Genomic DNA, 20235 nt, shown 5'->3' with positions numbered 1-20235 from the left:
CCGATATGATATATTAAGAGTGTAGTTTTTGTTCGGTAATCTGTGGCATGTTTCAAATAAACATCTTCCAGATATACACCATTCAAGTAATTGCAAAATATGTGTTGAAACACAAGGAGGATTTTTATTATGGAAACAGGTACAGTAAAATGGTTTAACTCAGAAAAAGGTTTTGGATTCATTACAGCAGAAAACGGTAACGATGTATTCGTTCATTTCTCAGCTATCCAAGGCGACGGATTCAAAACTCTTGAAGAAGGTCAAACAGTAAACTTTGACGTTGAAGAAGGTCAACGTGGCCCTCAAGCAACTAACGTTGTTAAAGCTTAATTAATTGATTTGAATAAAAGCTCGATAACTACTTTGTAGTTGTCGAGCTTTTTTGTTTTGGATCAATCACAAAGTTAAATACGTTCTTCAGATAAGTGGAATTGATTCTGCATCAATAGGTAGTTGAGTAATCAGCCGGTAGGTAAGGTGATCAGATGATTTAGAAAGTGAACCAATAATATAAAGGTTTTTTTCACAAATGGAAAGAGAGATTAAGAAATTTTCTGGTGATTGTAGTATAATCGCAAGAGAACATTTAAAGGCAAGAGAAGAGGAAGTAAATTTGAAATCAAAAACTTATGCAGTTGTCGATATTGAAACGACTGGGACAAATCCAAAAGAAGATCGCATTATCCAATTTGGATGTGTCATGATTGAAGGTGGTCGAATCACTTCTCGTTTTTCGATTGATATTAATCCCGGACGCAAGATTTCCAAACAAATCCAACATCTGACAGGAATTACCAATCGTCGTGTCCAACAAGCACCTTATTTTGAAGATGTGGCCGCAACCATCTATAATCTGTTGGCGGATACGATTTTTGTTGCTCATAATATTTATTTTGATTATAACTTTCTTAATCAGGAGCTATTAAGGTGCCAAACACCGGGATTAAAGATTCCTGGCATCGATACTGTTGAATTAGCTCAAATCTTCTTGCCAAGTGAGCCAAGCTTTCGATTGGCTGATCTGTCAGAGAGTCTAGGCTTTATTCATGAAAACCCACACCAAGCTGATAGTGATGCCGAAGTGACTGCCCAACTTCTTCTATTGATTGAAGAACGGATGCGCCGTTTACCGTTAGTCACATTAGAAGCCATTTATGCATTAAGTGGGCAAACTGGAATGGATACAAGTCGATTTATTCAAAGTGTGATGGAAGAGATGAGAGAACAACCTCAGCCGTTAAACGAAGAATTAGAGATAATCGATGGGTTAGCTTTGCAAAAAAAAGAAGTAGATCTTTATACCAGCATTCATTACAACGAGCAAGTTTATCCTAGAAAGAAACAAGCTAAAGAAAAAATATTTGGGAAAACATTGATGTATCGTAAGGAACAAAATCGCTTGATGAATGCAGTATACGACCATTTTACCAAAGATGAGTCCAAAGATTTGATGATTGAAGCCGCTACTGGAATGGGAAAAACAATCGGGTATCTACTCCCACTCAGTTATTTAGCCACTCCTGAAAAGCCGGCGATCATCAGTACTGTCTCACTGGTACTCCAGCAGCAGATCTTGGAGAAAGATATCCCATTGTTAAATCAATTGTTGGATCAACCGATTCAAGCAACAGTGATTAAAAGTTATCGCCATTATATCGATTTGCAAAGGTTCAAAGCGACCCTTGAAGCGCCAAAAGAACAAAAACAATATTTACTTTACCAAATGGCAATCCTTGTTTGGTTGACTCAAACGAAAACCGGTGATTTAGACGAATTGCATTTGACAAACTTGAATCATCTTCTCTTTAGTGAGATTGCCCATCGGGGGACTTCATTTTTAGCTAAAAATCAACCGTTTTATGCACAAGATTTTGTTCGTTTTTTAGAGAGAAAGATCCAGCAAAGCAATTTTTTGATTGTGAATCATGCTTTTTTAGTCCAAGAAACCCAAAGAAAGCGACCATTGTTACCAGAGAGTCCATATTTATTGATCGATGAGGCGCATCATTTGCCTGATATTGCAGAGAAAGTCAATGATCGCCGCTTAAGTATTGCGTATTTTTTCAAACAAATCCAACAGTTTAACGAATCGGATCATTTGTTTGACCGGATCAAAGCGTATTTACCAGAAAACCACGAAGTTCAACGTTGGTTAGAGATTTACCAAGAGGAGTTAAACGCACTTAACGAAGCGCAAATTTTTCTGGCAGAAGGACTGAATCAATTTGCGGCAAAGCAAACAAACGGTCAGTATCCAGAAGAAATGATGATTACTCAAGAAATGCTTTCGCAGTTACCATTTGAGTCGAGCCTTGCAATTGACCATCTCCATGTGTTTTATCGTGAAATCAAACAACTACAAGACCAAATGCGCTTAAGTTTGACAATCATTCAAGAAAGCTGGACGAAACAAATGCGCATTGATTTAGCCACTCTTTATCAATTATTCGATCAAATGGAAAAGCAAGCAACTTTGATGGAACAGTGGCTGGAAGATTGGCATGAAAATTTGATCCATTGGTTTGTTCCCAACAAAACGGCGCAACAAACGATTTTTCATCTTCACGATTTCAAGGCAGCCTCACTGAAAAGAACAGTTTGGTATCCGCGCTACACGCATATTTTATATATTGGCGGCACGCTTAAAGTGGGACCGAATCGCCAGTATCTTGCGAAACGTTTAGGAATTGAAGGTACACCATTGAAAGTGATCGCATCTCCTTATGATTACGAAAAACAAGCCCGTATCTATGTACCCAAAGAAGCACCGTCAATTAGTCAAGTTGATCAGCAACAATACGTGGACTATTTGTCTCAGACGTTGTCTCAATTGATCTTACAAGAAAAGCGGCCAATCTTGGTTTTGTTTACGTCACATGATATTTTACAAAAAGTTTATCAGACGATTCATTTATCCATGTTAGAGCAAGGACGGGAAATCTTAGCCCAAGGGATCGGCGGTAGCCGACAGAAATTGTTGAAACGATTCATGCTGTCTGAAATGAGTGTTTTATTTGGAGCTGATAGTTTTTGGGAAGGTGTGGATTTACCGGGGGATGCTTTACAGATTGTCGTGGTTACCCGCTTACCTTTTGACAATCCGTTACGACCGATGGTGAAGGCAAGGAATACCTACCTTGAATCAGAAGGAATCAACCCATTCTATCAAGAATCGATCCCTAAAGCTGCTTTAAAATTGAGACAAGCCTTAGGAAGATTGATTCGTGGTGAAGAAGATCGAGGCGTTTTATTGATTCTGGATCGTCGATTACTGTCTGCGAAATACAGTAATCGGATCTTGCAGGCCTTACCGAAGAATATTACGATCAAAGAAGAAACATTGGACGATATTTGCAAAGATATCCCAAAATTCTTAAAGAAAAACGAAGAATAAACTTCTTCAGACAATCTATTTTCGCATGAAAAATCTGCTATAATAAAACTTAGCGAATATAAAAGGAGCGACGATCCTTGAAGAAACAATCAAAACAAAAGCAAGAATCTCCGAAAGAAAAAACAATTAATCATGTATTACTAGGGTTGATTATCGCTTTATTAGCGATCATCGTATTTAGTTCGATTTTTTATTTACGTGCGAGCCGCCCAAGGATGCAAGCCAAACAAGAAGCAATTGAGATTGCTAAAAAATACGCAGGACTTGAAGAAGCAGATCACTTTTATTGGTTTACTCGGAATCATACTTACTTTTCTTTGACTGGTAAAAACGATAAAGGGCAAGAAATTGCGGTCATTATTCCTAAATCGGGCGAAAAGGTCAAAGTATTAGCTCAAAAAGATGGGATAACTGAACAAGAAGCAAAAGAAAAAATTGCTCAAGCTCATCCAGAAATCAAAATCGAAAAAGCTTCACTAGGAATGTACGATAATCAAGCTGTCTGGGAAGTTGTTGGAAAAAATTCAAAGGATCAATTCAATTATTATTTGCTTTCTTTCGAGTCAGGGAAAGAAATAAAAACTATCACTGGAATATAATTTGTAAAGGATGAGTAGGATGAAGCTGTCAAAAAGAGTACAACAATTAGAACCTTCTGTGACGCTTGCTGCAGCAGCAAAAGCAAAAGCTTTGAAAGCACAAGGAAAAGATATCTTAAGTCTAACGGTCGGAGAACCTGACTTTGCAACGCCCGAAAATATCCAAGAAGTGGCGGTTCAGGCAATTAGAAACGGCAAAGCAAGTTACTATACGCCGAGCGCAGGGATTCCTGAACTACGCCAAGCAATTGTCGATTATATCAAGGAGTACTATGGGATCACCTATGAACCTTCTCAAACAATTGTAACGGATGGTGCAAAATTTGCGTTATATGCCCTTTTTCAGACGATTTTAGATCCTGAAGATGAAGTGATCATCCCAGTACCTTATTGGGTAAGTTATGGAGAGCAAGTAAAATTAGCAGAAGGTCGACCAGTATTTGTTAAAGGCGAGGAAAACAATGGATTTAAAATAACTGTTTCCCAGCTAGAAGCATCACGAACCCCTAAAACGAAAGCATTGATCATCAATTCTCCTTCGAATCCGACAGGAATGATCTATGATCAAAAAGAGCTGCAAGCAATCGGAGAGTGGGCTGTCAAACATGATATTTTGATAGTTGCAGATGATATTTATGGACGTTTAGTTTATAATGGCAATGAGTTTACTCCAATTGCAACAATCTCTGAAGCTATTCGTAAGCAAACGATCATCATCAATGGGGTCTCAAAAACTTATGCAATGACGGGATGGAGAATCGGCTATGCTTTGGGGAACCAAGAAATCATCGATGGGATGATTGCAATTGCTTCTCAATCAACAAGTAATTCAACAGCAGTCAGCCAATATGCTGCGATTGAAGCGTTGACTGGTGAGCAAGATCCAGTGGAAGAAATGCGCCTGGCATTTGAAGAACGCCTAAATATCTTATATCCACTTGTTTCAAACTTACCTGGAGTGACACTTAATAAACCACAAGGTGCTTTTTATTTGTTTCCGAATGTAAAAGAAACGTTGGCTATGTGCGGTTATGAGAATGTCACGAAGTGGGTAGAAGATCTATTAGAGGAAACGGGTGTTGCTTTAGTAACTGGTGAAGGGTTTGGTGCGCCAGAAAATGTGCGATTAAGTTATGCAACGGATCTTGGAACTTTGGAAGAAGCAGTCCGACGTATTGCGCAATTTATTGAGAGTAAAAGTCAAATATAATCCTAATAATTAAGGTAGAGCGAAGGAGAGTCATAAGTGGAAACAATTCAAATCATTGATTCGAAAAATCATGTAGGAGAAACAGTAAAGATTGGCGCTTGGGTAGCAAATAAACGTTCAAGCGGAAAAATTGCTTTTCTACAACTAAGAGATGGAACAGCTTATTTTCAAGGAGTAGTTGTGAAAAGTGAAGTTCCAGAAGAAGTATTTCAATTAGCGAAAAATCTTCACCAAGAAACATCAATCATCTTGACCGGAGAAATCCGTGAAGATAGCCGTTCAAAATTTGGCTACGAAATCGGGATTAAGACAATCGAAGTTGTCAGTGAAAGTCATGATTATCCCATCACACCTAAAGAACATGGAACTGATTTTTTGATGGATCACCGTCATTTATGGTTACGTTCTTCCAGACAACATGCAATCATGCAAATCAGAAATGAAATTATTCGTGCAACATATGAGTTCTTTAATAACCATAACTTTGTCAAAATCGATCCTCCAATTTTAACTGGTTCTGCACCAGAAGGAACGACTGACTTATTTGAAACGAACTATTTTGACCAAAAAGCGTACTTATCACAAAGTGGTCAATTATATATGGAAGCTGCAGCGATGGCTTTTGGTAAAGTATTCTCCTTTGGTCCAACATTCCGTGCAGAAAAATCAAAAACACGTCGTCATTTGATCGAATTTTGGATGATTGAACCTGAGATGGCATTTACACATCAAGAAGAAAGTCTAGAGGTCCAAGAACAATATGTTGCTTTCTTAGTACAAAATGTATTGGATCACTGTGATTACGCATTAGATGTCTTGGAACGAGACAAAGAAGTATTGAAAACTTATACGAAGTTACCATTCCCACGTATCTCTTATGATGATGCGATTGAATTATTGAAGAAAAATGGGTTTGATGATATTGAGTGGGGCGATGATTTTGGTTCTCCGCATGAGACATTCATTGCCAATTCATTTGAACAACCCGTATTTATCTTGAATTATCCAAAAGCAATCAAACCTTTCTATATGAAACCACATCCAACTCGTGAAGATGTAGTGATCTGTGCCGATATGATCGCACCAGAAGGATACGGTGAGATCATTGGTGGTAGTGAACGGGCAACGGATTATGAATTCTTATTAGAACAGATCAAAAATCATGGTTTAGACGAAAATGAATATTCTTGGTATCTTGATTTGCGTAAATATGGTTCAGTGCCACATTCTGGATTTGGATTGGGCTTAGAGCGAACAGTTACTTGGATCGCAGGTATCGACCATGTGCGTGAAGCAATTCCATTCCCACGTTTGTTGAACCGTATCTATCCATAAAAATGAAATAGCTGGTTCAACCACAAAAAACTGCAGAAAGTGGCCTCTTAGGAGGTTAACTTTCTGCAGTTTTTTTATAACTTAGTCAGTTGGTAATGGCTTTTTTAAAGCTTCGATTAATGGTTGGATCGTTGATTGCTGAAGAAGCAATTCTAAGGTACGAATCTCTTTTAGCGAAGGATAATTGTCTAAAAGTAGCCAGTTTTTCTGAGGAGCTATTGGAATATTAGAAATCCAGTAATCGATGGAATCTGCATTTTGATCGTTCATTACAGAATCTTGGACATCAATGATTTCAAAAACTGCGTACTCATTCAATTTCGTTTTAAGAAGCGTAATCAGTAATTCACTATGTACTTGGTCGTAGGTAAAAGCAAGACCAATTTTTTTCTTCTGTTGATTTTTTCTAATAAGTTCCTTTAAGTGTTTATCATAGATAATTGTAAGATAGAGCCATTCATAAAATAAAGGATCATCATTTATTTCATTTCTGAAAGTGATCAATTTTTGTAACAGTCGGTTAGCAGTATGGGCAGAAAAGCGCCCATTTTGCTTAAAAAATTCAATCACAAATCTTTTTTTTTGATCATTTAACAAATATTTGATTTTTCCAGACAAAGTTAGTGATTGATCGATCGAATAATGGAGCTCAATTTCTTTATTTTCTCCAAATAGCTGGTAGAGTTCAGTTGTCAACTGAATCAAGGATTGCTTTTTCCCTTGCATTTCTAGTGAAAGCTTTGGTTCTTTCATCATTGACTGAAATGTTAAGAGATTTGATTGGACATCACCCGTATATGAAAGCTTGAATACTTCTTTGAAGTGTGCATAATCAATGACGATTCGTGAATCATCAAATGGTAAAGTTGCTGAGGATATTGCATTTTTATCCGCTGATTTATAATAAGTCGTTGATTTTTGGATATGGACACTAAGCTTAATAATCACCCAGATCCAGCTACTTAATCGTTGTTGTTCTCGAGAAGTAGAGAAGTTGGGCAATTCGGTAAATCCTTGCAACAGTTGATCAAGAATTAATTGTTCTTTCGGAAGAATATATTGAGTATTAGCGTGATATTTTTCTGAAAAAAAGACATAAAAAAACTGATGTAGTTTAGATGAATCTCCTGTAAAGTAGAAAGGAGAGTCAGTCAGACAAATATCATGGCAGTTCAAAAAATCAGCTACTTGTTTTTTGATACGGCGAAATTGAGATTTACTGATTTTTAGTTTTTTTAAAATTTCCGAAGTTGTTATAAACGGACAAGAAAAAACCAGAGAAATAAATTGAATCTGTACAGAATCTTGATAAATATAACTGTATACTTCACTATAGCTGATTGGTTTATTTTTTCTCAGCAATAAATGATCTTTTTTCTTTTCCACTTGAAAAAAGCCACGATTTTCCAGCTCATTCAATTGTTTAAGAATCGTTTGCTTGGTTGCTTGGGTTGTTTCTTCTAGTTGTTGAACGGTCACTTGTCCATTTGCTAAATATGTTTCTAAAATAATTAATTGGATATAATGTTTTTTGGATAATATCGCTTTCATCTTGGTTGGAACCTCCTTACTCGTTATAAGGATTGTACTAATGAAATAGCTGCTATCGGCAATGATAATTTCTTTTTTTGGAAAAAAAAATTATGGACAATTCCAAAAAATTAGTAAACATTAGCAGGATTGCTAAATAGAGAGATGAAAAATGGGGATTTGGCGATTTATTTCTTTTTTTGTGTAAAAAAGGATCTTTAAAATAAAATGTTCATGAAAATTCAAGGCAAATAAAAGAGTATCTCCAGAGATAATATAGAATGAGTCTCGTTACCTAATCGTAACAGCAGAAATCAATTAGTGGGGGAAAATAGAATGAAAAATAACATGAACAAGCTGTTTGTCGCAAGCATTGCCTGTCTGTCTTTAGGAACTTCTATAGGCGTACATGCAACAACCATAGGTAAGGAAGCTATTACTATCAGTGATAACTTGAAAGAAGTGGTTGAGGACTCGATTATCAGTAACGGGGATTTTAGCGCTGGTTTGGATCATTGGATCGTGTCAAACCCAGAATCGAACAATCCAACACTGGTAACTGAAAATGGGGTTTCTTATGTGAAAGCAATGTTGGGCGAAAATATCCATCAATATGTGAAATTACAACCCAACACGACCTACACATTTTCTTATGACGCTGCGGGAAGTAAAAATTTTCCGGGTAAAGTCGAGTTTGGTACATTGAATCACGGAGAAGAATTTGTTTCTTTACAAGAATCGGCACATAATAATGAACAATGGGAAAGACATTCGTTTACTTTTACGACACCAGAAAAAGACAATACATATATTATCCGTTTTTCTTCTACGGGAAATGGTTGGGCAACTTTTAAAAATATCGATATCCAATCAGAAGATGACATATCCCAAAATACTTTGTTATCTGTTGGAGTAGAAAGTCACCAACCATATATCTACTTAAACTTAACGCCAGAACAATTTAATAGCAAACAACGCCTGATGGTTTATTTGGATGGTAACTATTATTTTGAAACGTATAATGGTAAAGCATACTATTCTTATAAAGATATAACAGACGAACTAGTAAAGATACGTCGTGGGTTTGAAGGCAACAAAGGTGAAAAAATTGAAGTTTATTTAGCACCTGGATCACCTGGTCAAAGCTCTGCAGGTAAAGTATTGTTAGAAACCTATGTAGTCGAGAAAAAATTGGAATCAGCAGCGACTGAATATGATCAGATCGTGAAAGATATTCAAGTAGTTGGAAATAAAGTAGTGATGGATATTGATCGAGAAATATTTGAGCAAGACAATCGAATCGTACTTTATAAAAATGATGCATATATCGCGGAAACTTATAAAGGAAAAGTTTACTATTCATCAGTCAAAAAAATGAATGAGACTGTTCGGGTGACTTACAGTAAAGGCGTGGTTGCTGGCGATATCATTTCAGTTAAATTAGTAGGTAATCGACCAGGAACAAGTACTACGAATAGTTTCCAACAACTACTAGCGACTATAGAAGTGGAATAATCCCAGTAAAATAGATATCGCTTAGGATGAAGAGATACGACAACAATAAAAAAACTCCCTCACTCGTTTGGCTAGTGGGGGAGTTTTAATCAAATAGGAGAAATGCTTATTTTTTTTATTGCTGATAAGATAGCTATTAGGTATGGATTAGTTCGGGTAAGGACAAGTGTAGATTCCGTTGTTCAGTTCTTTTTTATTTGTGACACTCCTGTACTCTTACAATGGATGATATGGTTTTCACTTTATGAGTCGCTTTTTTTATTGTAAACGTAATGCTTTTTTGATTGATAAAAAATAGAAGAAGTATTAGTTTGACAAATGAGTGACCACTCATATATAATTATACATGAATAAACGTTCATGTTTAAAGTGAGGAGGTCAGAGCATGAAAAGCTATCGATTAGAAGGATTGGATTGCGCAAACTGTGCAATGAAAATCGAAAAAAGAATCAACGAAATCAATGGGGTAAAGCAAGCAAATGTTAACTTTGCTGTAGGTAAATTAACGATTGACGCAGATCAGGATAAGATAGGTGAAATCGAAACTGAAACTAGAAAAGTGATCAAGGAATTAGAACCAGAAGTTGAGGTAAAAGAGATGGAAGAAGTGACTTCGATATTAAATGAAGAAAAAAAGGATCTGATTCGTATTGTCCTATCAGCTGTTGGCTTATTAGGCTTGTTTATTTGGGCTCCAGCTGAACCGATTCGTTTTATTGGATTTTTACTTGTCTATTTATTTATTGGTTTTGATGTTATTAAACAAGCTGCATTAAACATTACGAGAGGTCAATTGTTTGATGAAAATTTTTTGATGGCAATCGCAACGATCGGTGCGATGTTGATTGGTGAATATCCAGAGGCAGTAGCGGTCATGTTGTTTTATCAAGTAGGTGAATATTTCCAAGGCTTTGCAGTCAACCAATCAAGAAAATCGATACGTGCATTGATGGAGATTCGACCAGAAGTGGCTCATGTTGAAACAGAAGCTGGATTGGTGACAACCCAGCCAGAAAGAGTAATGATTGGGGAGCATGTTTTTGTCAAACCAGGAGAACGAGTACCATTAGATGGGAAAGTCATCAGTGGGCAGTCATTAGTTGACACTTCTGCATTAACGGGAGAATCGGTTCCAAAAGAAGTTTTTGAAGGAGAGTCAGTATTAAGTGGTTTTATCAATATCAATCAACCATTAGTTGTTGAAGTAGAAAAAAATTATCAAAACTCAACCATTAGTAAATTGCTCGAATTAGTAGAAAATGCAAGTAGTAAAAAGGCACCAGCAGAAAATTTCATCACTAAATTTGCTCGTTACTACACGCCAGTGGTAGTAGTATTAGCTGTTTTATTAGCCATTTTACCACCACTTGTGTTACCAAATACAGGATTTGATGAATGGATTTACCGAGCTTTGACGTTCTTAGTGATTTCGTGTCCTTGTGCTTTAGTAATTTCGGTACCTTTAAGCTTTTTTGGAGGGATTGGTGGAGCTAGTAAAATGGGTGTATTAGTGAAGGGTAGTAATTACCTTGAATTATTAGCTCATACAGACACCATGGTTTTTGACAAAACAGGAACTCTGACAAAAGGTGATTTTTCTGTTCAATCAATTGAAACTACTATGGTTGAACCTTTATTCATGCAATATGTTGCAAGTGTAGAACAATATTCGACACATCCGATTGCACAAGCGATTTTAGCTGATTATGAAGGAGCATTATTACCCACGGATCAAATGGAAGAAGTTTTAGGCGAAGGAATCAAGGCAGTTGTGGATGGGAAAGTAGTCTTAGTAGGAAATCATAAACTTTTCACTCGATACAATATAGCCTTTCCAGTCAATCAAGCAGTTGGTACCTTAGTATATGTGGCAATTGATCAACAGTATGTTGGAAGCATAGTGATTGCAGATTCCATCAAAGAAGATGCAAAAGCAGCTTTACAAAAACTAAAAAAACTTGGAGTTAAACAAACTGTGATGCTTACCGGGGACGCACAAGCAATTGCGACACATATTGGAAATGAATTAGGAATCGACACGGTCTATAGCGAGCTCTTACCGCAAGACAAAGTGGCTAAATTAGAGCAAATCCTCACGAACGCATCGCAAAAGACTGCGTTTGTTGGTGACGGAATCAATGATGCACCTGTGTTAGCTAGAGCTGATGTCGGAATAGCGATGGGAGGTCTTGGAAGTGATGCAGCAATCGAAGCGGCTGATGTAGTGATCATGAATGATGAACCTGGAAAAATCGCAGATGCTATTCGCTTATCAAGAAAAACGTTGAAAATCGTTAAACAAAATATTATCTTTGCGATCGGGATCAAAAGTGTTGTCTTAATTTTAGGCGCATTCGGGATTGCCACAATGGGAGATGCCGTATTTGCTGATGTAGGTGTCACTGTACTAGCAGTCTTAAACGCAATGAGATGTTTAAAACTCTAAAGATCGACTGTTGATCTAAACACAAGCATCGTTAAAGTGAACTTTTCTTGCCTACGGAGTAGGATTATCAGAAAATAAGTGAAAATCTTTAACCAAACTATTTATATGCGTGTTTAAAATGAAGTTCTATAGGTGTATTTTGTTTGTTATTGATCAATAGAAAAGAAATTTTCCTTTATTCGTCAGCTTGATGACTGTTCGGATGAAAGGGGAATTTCTTTTTTTATGTAAAAGCGACGATTTTTGAATTGTACTACCTATTGTTGTTTTTTGATTAGAAAGTAAGCATATTAAAATAACTGTTTGATCTAATTTTTTGAAAATTCTTTTACATCCTTCAGTTTGAAAGGGATTAACTAATTTATACAAGGTGTTATCTTGTGTTAAATGATAAAAAGATGGAAAAACAGTGTGGGAAAATTAAAAATATACACACATAAAATAACGAACTATTGTAAATAGATAAGAATTTGTTTATGATTATGAATAGATAAATATTTTATTTAAAAAAATTTAAAAGGAGAAAACAGATGAACGATAAACAACTACGTTGGTTTACCGTAGCACTCATTGCTTTCAACATGGTTTGGGGCATGGGGAATGTAGTAAACAACTATGCGCAACAAGGAATTTCAGTTGTTACTTCTTGGCTATTGATTCTTGCTATTTATTTTATCCCTTATGCCTTGATCGTAGGGCAACTTGGTTCCGCATTTAAAGACAGTAAAGGTGGCGTCAGCTCTTGGGTCGAAAATACGACATCAAATAAACGGTTGGCATACTATGCTGCATGGACTTATTGGGTCGTCCACATTCCTTATCTTGCACAAAAACCTCAGGCAATTTTGATTGCTGCTGGATGGGCAGTTCAAGGAAATGGAAATATTGTTAACACAATGACTGTTCAAATGGTAGCAGTGATTTCCTTAGTAATTTTCTTAGCCTTCTTGTATCTTTCTACAAAAGGATTATCCACATTGAAGGTCATTGGTGGATTAGCAGGAACTGCGATGTTTGTCATGTCACTTTTATTTATTTTGATGGCAGTAACAGCTCCATTTATTACTACTGATATGGAATTTGCTACTACAGGAATGAATCAGGTCAAAACATACATCCCGACATTTGACTTTAGCTATTTTACGACCGTTTCGATGCTTGTATTTGCAGTAGGTGGGGCAGAAAAAATCTCTCCTTATGTTAATTCCACAAGAAATCCAGCCAAAGAATTTCCAAAAGGAATGATTTTCTTGGCTGCGATGGTTGGTGTTTGTGCGGTTTTAGGTTCTGTAGCAATGGGAATGTTATTTGCGAGTGACAATATTCCGAAAGACTTAATGGCAAATGGTGCGTACAGTGCTTTCCAAATCCTAGGCAACTATTATGGCATTGGTAATTCGTTGATGATCATCTATGCTTTGACAAATATGGTTGGTCAAATTTCCGCATTAGCCTTCTCAATCGATGCACCACTGAAAATTTTATTAGCAGATGCAGATCCAGAATTTGTTCCTTCATGGTTACGTAAACGAAGCAATAAAGGAACACTCGTCAATGGCTATTTATTGACTGGGATTTTAGTTAGCATCATCATTTTACTACCCATTTTTGGAATCAAAGACATGAACGAATTAGTGAAATGGTTGACTAATCTAAATTCAGTAGTAATGCCTATGCGTTATTTATGGGTATTCTTAGCGTATATGATGTTGAATAAAGCTTACAAGAAATTTACTTCTGAGTATAAATTCGTGAAGAATCCAAAGGTTGGTTTTATTTTCGGTGCTTGGTGTTTTGCCTTTACCGCTTTTGCTTGTATTCTGGGAATGGTTCCCAAAGTCGAGTATGCGGCTGATCCTAAAGCTTGGTGGTTCCAGTTGATCTCAAATGTCGTTACACCAATTATTTTGATCATGTTGGGAATGATCTTACCAGCGATTGCCCGTCGTGATAAAAATAAAAATGTAAAAGAAACATTGATTGAAACATAATGAGTTGAGAGAGAAACGATCGTTTCTCTCTTTTTTTGTGCCTCATGTTATCATAAATAAAAAAAGAAAAAGTTTTGAGTGGAGTAGGAATAAGATGAAGATAGTAATTTTAGGACAAAGTGGCTCTGGAAAATCGACACTGGCAAGAACTATTCAAGAAACGGCAAAGATTCCTCTTTTACCCTTAGATTTTTTATGGCATGGTACAGATTATAGTGAAAAGGCACAAGTTTGGTTTCAACTAGAGCAAGAAAACTTTATGGCTAAACATGAGAACTGGATCATCGAAGGAAACTATCTTGCTACTGCTAGGAAGAGACTGCAAGAAGCAGATCAAATCATCTTATTACGAGTGCCAACGTATCTTGCAATGGCTCGTGTCATCAAACGAACTTTAAAAAGAAAGCGAGATCGTGCGACCAGACCTGACATGCCTAATGACTTTACTGAAAAGTTGGATAAAGAATACTTGGATTTTTTGTGTTTTGTTTGGCGTTTTAAGCGAAAGAATGAACCTCGAATCTTCCAACTGATCGATACATTGCAAGTAAAAAATAAGTTACTCATTTTAGATAATAAACGTGATCGACAAAAGTATATTGACCAGTTGAAAAAAAATAAGCCCATTGTTTGACAATTTTCGATTACAGTTGTAATCTATTATCGAAGTTAAGTTTACAAATGTAATCGATGGAGGTGAAAAACTAATGGAAGAAAAGAGAGTATTAATTAAAATCAGTGATTCTGAATGGGAAGTCATGCGAGTTATCTGGACTTTAGGTCAAGCAAATGCCCAACAAATCACTCAGATATTAGCTGATTCGATGGATTGGAAAGTAGCAACTGTTAAAACCCTTCTAGGGCGTTTGGTGAAAAAAGAAGCGCTTTGGACTGAACAAGAGGGAAAGAAATTTATTTATCATCCAGCTGTTTCCGAGATGGAAACCGTTCGAAGTGCTACTGAAAATCTCTTTTCACATATTTGTGCAAAAAGAGTCGGTGCGACGATTGCTGATTTGGTTGAAGAAGCGACATTGACCCAAGAAGATATTCAGCAGATCATGAAACAACTCAATAAAAAAGAGCCAGTCGAAACGATTGAATGTAATTGTATACCTGGCCAATGTGAATGTAAGAAACAGTAATAAGGAGGAAACAAGAATGAAACAAGAATTTTCAGTTAAAGGGATGAGTTGCAACCATTGTGTGGCTCGGATTGAAGAAGCGGTCGGAAGAATCAGTGGTGTCAAAAAAGTAAAAGTTCAGCTGAAAAAAGAAAAAGCCGTTGTGAAATTTGATGAAGCAAATGTTCAAGCGACAGAGATTTGTCAAGCAATCAATGAATTAGGCTATCAAGCAGAGGTGATTTGATGGCAACGAATACCAAAATGGACACATTTGTCATTACTGGAATGACATGTGCGAATTGTTCTGCTCGAATCGAAAAAGAACTAAATGAACAACCTGGTGTCATGTCTGCTACTGTCAATTTAGCCACTGAAAAGGCAAGTGTGAAATATACCGACACTACTACAGAAAGATTGATCAAAAGTGTCGAAAATATCGGCTATGGGGCAATTTTATATGACGAAGCGCATAAACAAAAAATTGCTGAGGAGAAACAAACCTATTTAAGAAAAATGAAGTTTGATCTTATCTTTAGTGCGATCTTGACTTTACCCTTGATGTTAGCAATGATTGCCATGATGCTTGGAAGTCATGGACCAATTGTGTCGTTCTTCCATCTGCCTCTTGTGCAGTTGCTCTTTGCTTTGCCTGTGCAATTTTATGTAGGTTGGCGCTTTTATAAAGGAGCCTATCATGCATTAAAAACTAAGGCGCCGAATATGGATGTCTTAGTTGCGATTGGAACATCTGCAGCCTTCGCATTAAGCATTTATAATGGTTTTTTCCCTAGCCATTCCCATGATCTTTATTTTGAAAGTAGCAGTATGATCATTACCTTGATTTTACTTGGAAAGTATTTAGAACATACAGCAAAAAGTAAAACAGGCGATGCCATCAAACAGTTGATGTCCCTTCAGACAAAAACAGCACAAGTTTTAAGAGATGGCAAAGAAGAGACGATTGCAATTGATGAGGTCATGATCGATGACATCTTAGTGATTCGTCCTGGTGAACAAGTACCTACAGATGGACGGATCATTGCTGGTGCTAGTGCATTGGATGAAAGCATGTTGACAGGAGAAAGTGTACCTGTTGAGAAAAAAGAAAAAGATATGGTTTTTGGTGGAACGATCAATACCAATGGATTGATCCAAATACAAGTTTCTCAGATAGGAAAAGATACGGTGTTGGCACAAATCATCCAAATGGTGGAAGATGCTCAAGGAAGTAAAGCACCGATCCAACAAATTGCTGACAAGATTTCAGGAATTTTCGTACCGATCGTTTTGTTTTTAGCATTGGTGACACTATTAGTTACAGGATGGCTCACAAAGGATTGGCAGTTAGCATTACTTCATAGTGTGTCCGTTTTGGTCATTGCTTGCCCCTGTGCGCTTGGTTTAGCAACACCAACTGCCATCATGGTAGGAACAGGAGTCGGTGCTCATAATGGGATATTGATCAAAGGTGGCGAAGCGTTAGAAGGAGCCGCTCATCTAAATAGTATTATTTTGGATAAAACTGGAACGATTACACAAGGCCGACCAGAAGTAACAGATGTCATCGGTCCCAAAGAGATCATTTCCCTTTTCTATTCCCTTGAACATGCTTCTGAACATCCTTTAGGAAAAGCTATTGTTGCTTATGGTGCAAAAGTCGGTGCAAAAACTCAGCCAATCACTGATTTTGTTGCTCATCCTGGTGCAGGAATCAGTGGAACGATCAACGGTGTTCATTATTTTGCTGGGACTAGAAAGAGACTAGCTGAAATGAACCTTTCATTTGATGAATTTCAAGAACAGGCGTTAGAATTAGAACAGGCAGGGAAAACAGTGATGTTTTTAGCCAACGAAGAACAGGTTCTTGGAATGATTGCCGTTGCTGATCAAATCAAAGAAGATGCAAAACAAGCAATCGAGCAACTACAACAAAAAGGTGTAGATGTGTTTATGGTTACGGGAGATAATCAACGAGCCGCTCAAGCAATCGGCAAACAAGTAGGAATCGATTCTGACCATATCTTTGCAGAAGTTTTACCTGAAGAAAAAGCCAACTATGTAGAAAAACTACAGAAAGCTGGAAAGAAAGTTGGCATGGTCGGTGATGGAATCAATGATGCCCCAGCGCTAGCTTTAGCAGATGTTGGAATTGCAATGGGAAGTGGAACCGATATTGCGATGGAAACAGCCGATGTGACATTAATGAATAGTCATTTAGCTTCTATCAATCAAATGATTTCTTTATCAGCTGCCACATTAAAAAAAATCAAACAAAATTTGTTTTGGGCATTCATTTATAATACGATCGGGATTCCTTTTGCTGCCTTTGGTTTTTTAAACCCAATCATTGCTGGTGGCGCAATGGCCTTTAGTTCAATCAGTGTATTATTGAATTCTTTAAGCTTAAATCGAAAAACGATCAAATAAATCGTTTCAGAGGAAAGGAAGGAAAAAGATGAATAATGGAATAGATCCTGAGAATGAAACAAATAAAAAGGGCGCTATTGGAAAGAATCCTGAGGAAAAAATAACTGTAGAACAAACGAATACCAAGAATAATTTACAGGAACATGGAAAAATGGAAAATATGGATCAACACCATACGCATGGACACATGGAACGGCACCAACAGATGGACCATGGACACATGAGCGGAATGGATCATAGCCATATGGATCATGAAGATATGAGTGGAATGAATCATAGCCACATGGGTCATGAAAATATGGGTGGAATGGATCATTCTATGCACATGGGGAACTTTAAGCAAAAATTTTGGCTTTCTCTGATTTTAGCGATTCCGATTATTCTTTTTTCACCGATGATGGGGATGTCCTTTCCTTTTCAAGTAACGTTTCCTAGTTCTAATTGGGTGGTGTTGGTTCTGGCAACGATTTTATTTATTTATGGCGGACAACCATTCTTAAGCGGAGCCAAAATGGAATTGAAACAAAAAAGTCCAGCAATGATGACACTGATTGCTATGGGGATTACCGTCGCATATGTTTATAGTGTGTATTCTTTTATAGCCAACCTCATCAACCCCCATACACATGTCATGGATTTTTTCTGGGAATTAGCAACGTTAATCGTAATCATGTTATTGGGACATTGGATCGAAATGAATGCAGTCTCTAATGCCAGCGATGCTTTACAAAAATTAGCAGAATTATTACCTGAATCGGTAAAACGATTGAAAAAAGACGGGACTGAAGAAACCGTCTCTTTAAAAGAAGTCCATGAAGGTGATCGTCTAATTGTTCGTGCTGGAGACAAGATGCCAACGGATGGGACGATCGACAAAGGACATACCATTGTTGATGAATCTGCTGTTACGGGTGAATCCAAAGGGGTTAAAAAGCAAGTGGGCGATTCGGTCATTGGTGGATCAATTAATGGCGACGGAACAATTGAAATTACTGTAACAGGTACTGGCGAAAATGGTTACCTTGCAAAAGTAATGGAGATGGTACGAAAAGCCCAAGGAGAAAAATCTAAATTAGAGTTTCTATCAGATAAAGTAGCAAAATGGTTATTTTATGTGGCTTTAGTAGTTGGGATCATCGCCTTTATTGCTTGGCTCTTCCTAGCAAATCTACCAGATGCACTAGAACGAATGGTCACCGTGTTCATCATTGCTTGTCCGCATGCACTGGGACTTGCGATTCCATTAGTCGTTGCTCGTTCGACTTCGATCGCAGCTAAAAATGGGTTGCTTTTGAAAAATCGGAATGCGATGGAACAAGCCAATGATCTAGATGTGATCATGTTAGATAAAACAGGCACGTTGACCCAAGGAAAATTTACTGTAACTGGTATTGAGATTTTAGATGAAGCTTATCAAGAAGAAGAAATCTTGAAATATATTGGTGCTTTAGAAGCACATGCAAATCATCCTTTAGCGATTGGGATAATGAATTATTTAAAAGAAAAAAAGATTACTCCTTATCAAGCACAGGAACAAAAAAATTTAGCAGGTGTTGGTTTAGAAGCAACTGTGGAAGACAAAGATGTTAAAATTATTAATGAAAAAGAAGCAAAACGTTTAGGACTAAAAATCGACCCTGAACGATTAAAAAACTATGAAGCTCAAGGAAACACTGTCAGCTTTTTAGTAGTTTCAGATAAATTAGTGGCTGTGATTGCTCTAGGAGATGTCATTAAACCAGAAGCAAAAGAGTTTATCCAAGCGATCAAAGAAAAAAATATTATCCCAGTCATGTTGACTGGGGATAACCCCAAAGCAGCCCAAGCAGTAGCGGAATATCTTGGAATCAATGAATATTACGGCGGTCTACTGCCAGATGACAAAGAGGCGATCGTTCAAAGATATCTTGATCAAGGAAAAAAAGTGATCATGGTTGGTGACGGCATCAATGATGCGCCAAGCTTAGCACGGGCGACGATAGGTATGGCAATCGGAGCAGGAACTGATATTGCGATTGATTCTGCAGATGTTGTCTTAACGAACAGTGACCCCAAAGATATCTTGCATTTCTTAGAATTAGCAAAAGAAACGAGAAGAAAAATGATCCAAAATCTTTGGTGGGGCGCTGGTTATAATATTATTGCTATTCCTTTAGCAGCAGGAATCTTAGCACCGATCGGACTTATTTTAAGCCCAGCAGTGGGAGCAGTCTTGATGTCACTAAGTACAGTGGTCGTTGCGCTCAACGCCCTAACTTTAAAATAAGTTGTTAACGTTACTTGATTAACGAGTGAGTGTAAGAATAGAAAAAAGACAATCTTTAAGGACAAACACAAGCAAATTTATTCAAATGAAAACTGGTAAGCAGCTATTTTTCAGCGAATCAAATTTAGCAAAGGTCGTTAAAGATTGTCTTTTTTATTTATGTAGACAAAATGAAAAGAAAAAATGGCAGGAGAGAGGTTGAGAGAGGTATTCAAGAAATAATCAGTAACCATAGTTGTTCCCATTGTACGAAATTTTGCACAGTTCAATGTGTGACGGTAAGAAAAAAATAGCAGTAGTTAACTTTTTCGATCTGTTAAATTAGAATTTAATGAATTTCGTTTGAATTAAAGAAGAAAAAATGTTTTTTTTCGTAATTTATATATAGGGAGATG

14 protein-coding genes are annotated in these 20235 nt (G+C 37.0%); 13 read left to right on the top strand and 1 reads right to left on the bottom strand.

Going from position 1 to position 20235, the window contains the following annotated elements; translation table 11 throughout:
* Window positions 1-129 precede the first annotated feature (129 nt).
* The 5 genes from IGJ32_RS08900 (at window position 130) to asnS (ending at window position 6538) form a co-directional block, all read left to right on the top strand.
* Window positions 130-330 carry a cold-shock protein gene (locus IGJ32_RS08900; protein ID WP_005875554.1) on the top strand — a complete coding sequence of 67 codons (201 nt, stop codon included), beginning with the start codon at window positions 130-132 and terminating at the stop codon, window positions 328-330.
* 283 nt (window positions 331-613) lie between these two features.
* Window positions 614-3394: a helicase C-terminal domain-containing protein gene (locus tag IGJ32_RS08895; protein ID WP_342081832.1), complete on the top strand. Its 2781-nt coding sequence runs from the start codon at window positions 614-616 to the stop codon at window positions 3392-3394.
* 77 nt (window positions 3395-3471) lie between these two features.
* Window positions 3472-3993 (top strand): DUF5590 domain-containing protein, encoded by a 522-nt coding sequence (locus IGJ32_RS08890; RefSeq protein ID WP_373169222.1) that lies wholly within the window; start codon window positions 3472-3474, stop codon window positions 3991-3993.
* A 19-nt stretch (window positions 3994-4012) separates the two neighbouring features.
* The gene (locus IGJ32_RS08885; RefSeq protein WP_053766602.1) at window positions 4013-5203 is read left to right on the top strand and encodes a pyridoxal phosphate-dependent aminotransferase; all 1191 of its coding nucleotides are present in this window, start codon (window positions 4013-4015) and stop codon (window positions 5201-5203) included.
* Between the two features lie 36 nt (window positions 5204-5239).
* Complete coding sequence (gene asnS / locus IGJ32_RS08880; protein WP_010718497.1) at window positions 5240-6538, top strand: asparagine--tRNA ligase; 1299 nt, start codon at window positions 5240-5242, stop codon at window positions 6536-6538.
* 81 nt (window positions 6539-6619) lie between these two features.
* Here the strand turns inward: asnS and IGJ32_RS08875 are convergent, their stop codons facing one another.
* On the bottom strand, window positions 6620-8089 hold the full coding sequence (locus IGJ32_RS08875) for a MarR family transcriptional regulator (RefSeq protein WP_342081830.1): 1470 nt from the start codon (window positions 8087-8089) through the stop codon (window positions 6620-6622).
* Window positions 8090-8404: 315 nt separating this feature from the next.
* Between IGJ32_RS08875 and IGJ32_RS08870 the strand changes: the two genes are divergently transcribed.
* The 8 genes from IGJ32_RS08870 (at window position 8405) to copB (ending at window position 19840) form a co-directional block, all read left to right on the top strand.
* Entirely contained in the window at window positions 8405-9583 is a 1179-nt protein-coding gene (locus tag IGJ32_RS08870; protein ID WP_342081829.1) for a carbohydrate binding domain-containing protein, read from the top strand.
* Between the two features lie 385 nt (window positions 9584-9968).
* On the top strand, window positions 9969-12029 hold the full coding sequence (locus IGJ32_RS08865; RefSeq protein WP_342081828.1) for a heavy metal translocating P-type ATPase: 2061 nt from the start codon (window positions 9969-9971) through the stop codon (window positions 12027-12029).
* A gap of 530 nt (window positions 12030-12559) precedes the next feature.
* Entirely contained in the window at window positions 12560-14020 is a 1461-nt protein-coding gene (locus IGJ32_RS08860; protein WP_010718493.1) for an APC family permease, read from the top strand.
* A 94-nt stretch (window positions 14021-14114) separates the two neighbouring features.
* Entirely contained in the window at window positions 14115-14654 is a 540-nt protein-coding gene (locus IGJ32_RS08855; RefSeq protein ID WP_342081827.1) for a topology modulation protein, read from the top strand.
* A 73-nt stretch (window positions 14655-14727) separates the two neighbouring features.
* The gene (locus IGJ32_RS08850; RefSeq protein ID WP_010718491.1) at window positions 14728-15165 is read left to right on the top strand and encodes a CopY/TcrY family copper transport repressor; all 438 of its coding nucleotides are present in this window, start codon (window positions 14728-14730) and stop codon (window positions 15163-15165) included.
* A 16-nt stretch (window positions 15166-15181) separates the two neighbouring features.
* Complete coding sequence (gene copZ / locus IGJ32_RS08845; protein WP_010718490.1) at window positions 15182-15391, top strand: copper chaperone CopZ; 210 nt, start codon at window positions 15182-15184, stop codon at window positions 15389-15391.
* Window positions 15391-17574 (top strand): copper-translocating P-type ATPase CopA, encoded by a 2184-nt coding sequence (gene copA / locus IGJ32_RS08840; RefSeq protein WP_342081826.1) that lies wholly within the window; start codon window positions 15391-15393, stop codon window positions 17572-17574. The genes copZ and copA overlap by 1 nt, the downstream gene beginning before the upstream one ends.
* Before the next feature lie 28 nt (window positions 17575-17602).
* The gene (gene copB, locus IGJ32_RS08835; protein ID WP_373169221.1) at window positions 17603-19840 is read left to right on the top strand and encodes a copper/silver-translocating P-type ATPase CopB; all 2238 of its coding nucleotides are present in this window, start codon (window positions 17603-17605) and stop codon (window positions 19838-19840) included.
* The last annotated feature ends 395 nt before the right edge of the window (window positions 19841-20235 follow it).

Source organism: Enterococcus sp. DIV1639a (assembly GCF_050530445.1).
In the GTDB taxonomy this organism is placed as follows: Bacteria; Bacillota; Bacilli; order Lactobacillales; family Enterococcaceae; genus Enterococcus_B; species Enterococcus_B hirae.
Note: the sequence above shows the minus strand (reverse complement) of the source record. Positions and strands in the feature narration are given on the sequence as shown.

What these genes read in the sequence shown, in the direction of transcription:
- IGJ32_RS08870 (WP_342081829.1), top strand. Translation starts at nt 8,405, where the DNA reads ATGAAAAATAACATGAACAAGCTGTTTGTCGCAAGCATTGCCTGTCTG.
- copZ (WP_010718490.1), top strand. Translation starts at nt 15,182, where the DNA reads ATGAAACAAGAATTTTCAGTTAAAGGGATGAGTTGCAACCATTGTGTG.
- IGJ32_RS08860 (WP_010718493.1), top strand. Translation starts at nt 12,560, where the DNA reads ATGAACGATAAACAACTACGTTGGTTTACCGTAGCACTCATTGCTTTC.
- IGJ32_RS08865 (WP_342081828.1), top strand. Translation starts at nt 9,969, where the DNA reads ATGAAAAGCTATCGATTAGAAGGATTGGATTGCGCAAACTGTGCAATG.
- copB (WP_373169221.1), top strand. Translation starts at nt 17,603, where the DNA reads ATGAATAATGGAATAGATCCTGAGAATGAAACAAATAAAAAGGGCGCT.
- IGJ32_RS08885 (WP_053766602.1), top strand. Translation starts at nt 4,013, where the DNA reads ATGAAGCTGTCAAAAAGAGTACAACAATTAGAACCTTCTGTGACGCTT.
- IGJ32_RS08850 (WP_010718491.1), top strand. Translation starts at nt 14,728, where the DNA reads ATGGAAGAAAAGAGAGTATTAATTAAAATCAGTGATTCTGAATGGGAA.
- IGJ32_RS08875 (WP_342081830.1), bottom strand. Translation starts at nt 8,089, where the DNA reads ATGAAAGCGATATTATCCAAAAAACATTATATCCAATTAATTATTTTA.
- copA (WP_342081826.1), top strand. Translation starts at nt 15,391, where the DNA reads ATGGCAACGAATACCAAAATGGACACATTTGTCATTACTGGAATGACA.
- IGJ32_RS08900 (WP_005875554.1), top strand. Translation starts at nt 130, where the DNA reads ATGGAAACAGGTACAGTAAAATGGTTTAACTCAGAAAAAGGTTTTGGA.
- IGJ32_RS08855 (WP_342081827.1), top strand. Translation starts at nt 14,115, where the DNA reads ATGAAGATAGTAATTTTAGGACAAAGTGGCTCTGGAAAATCGACACTG.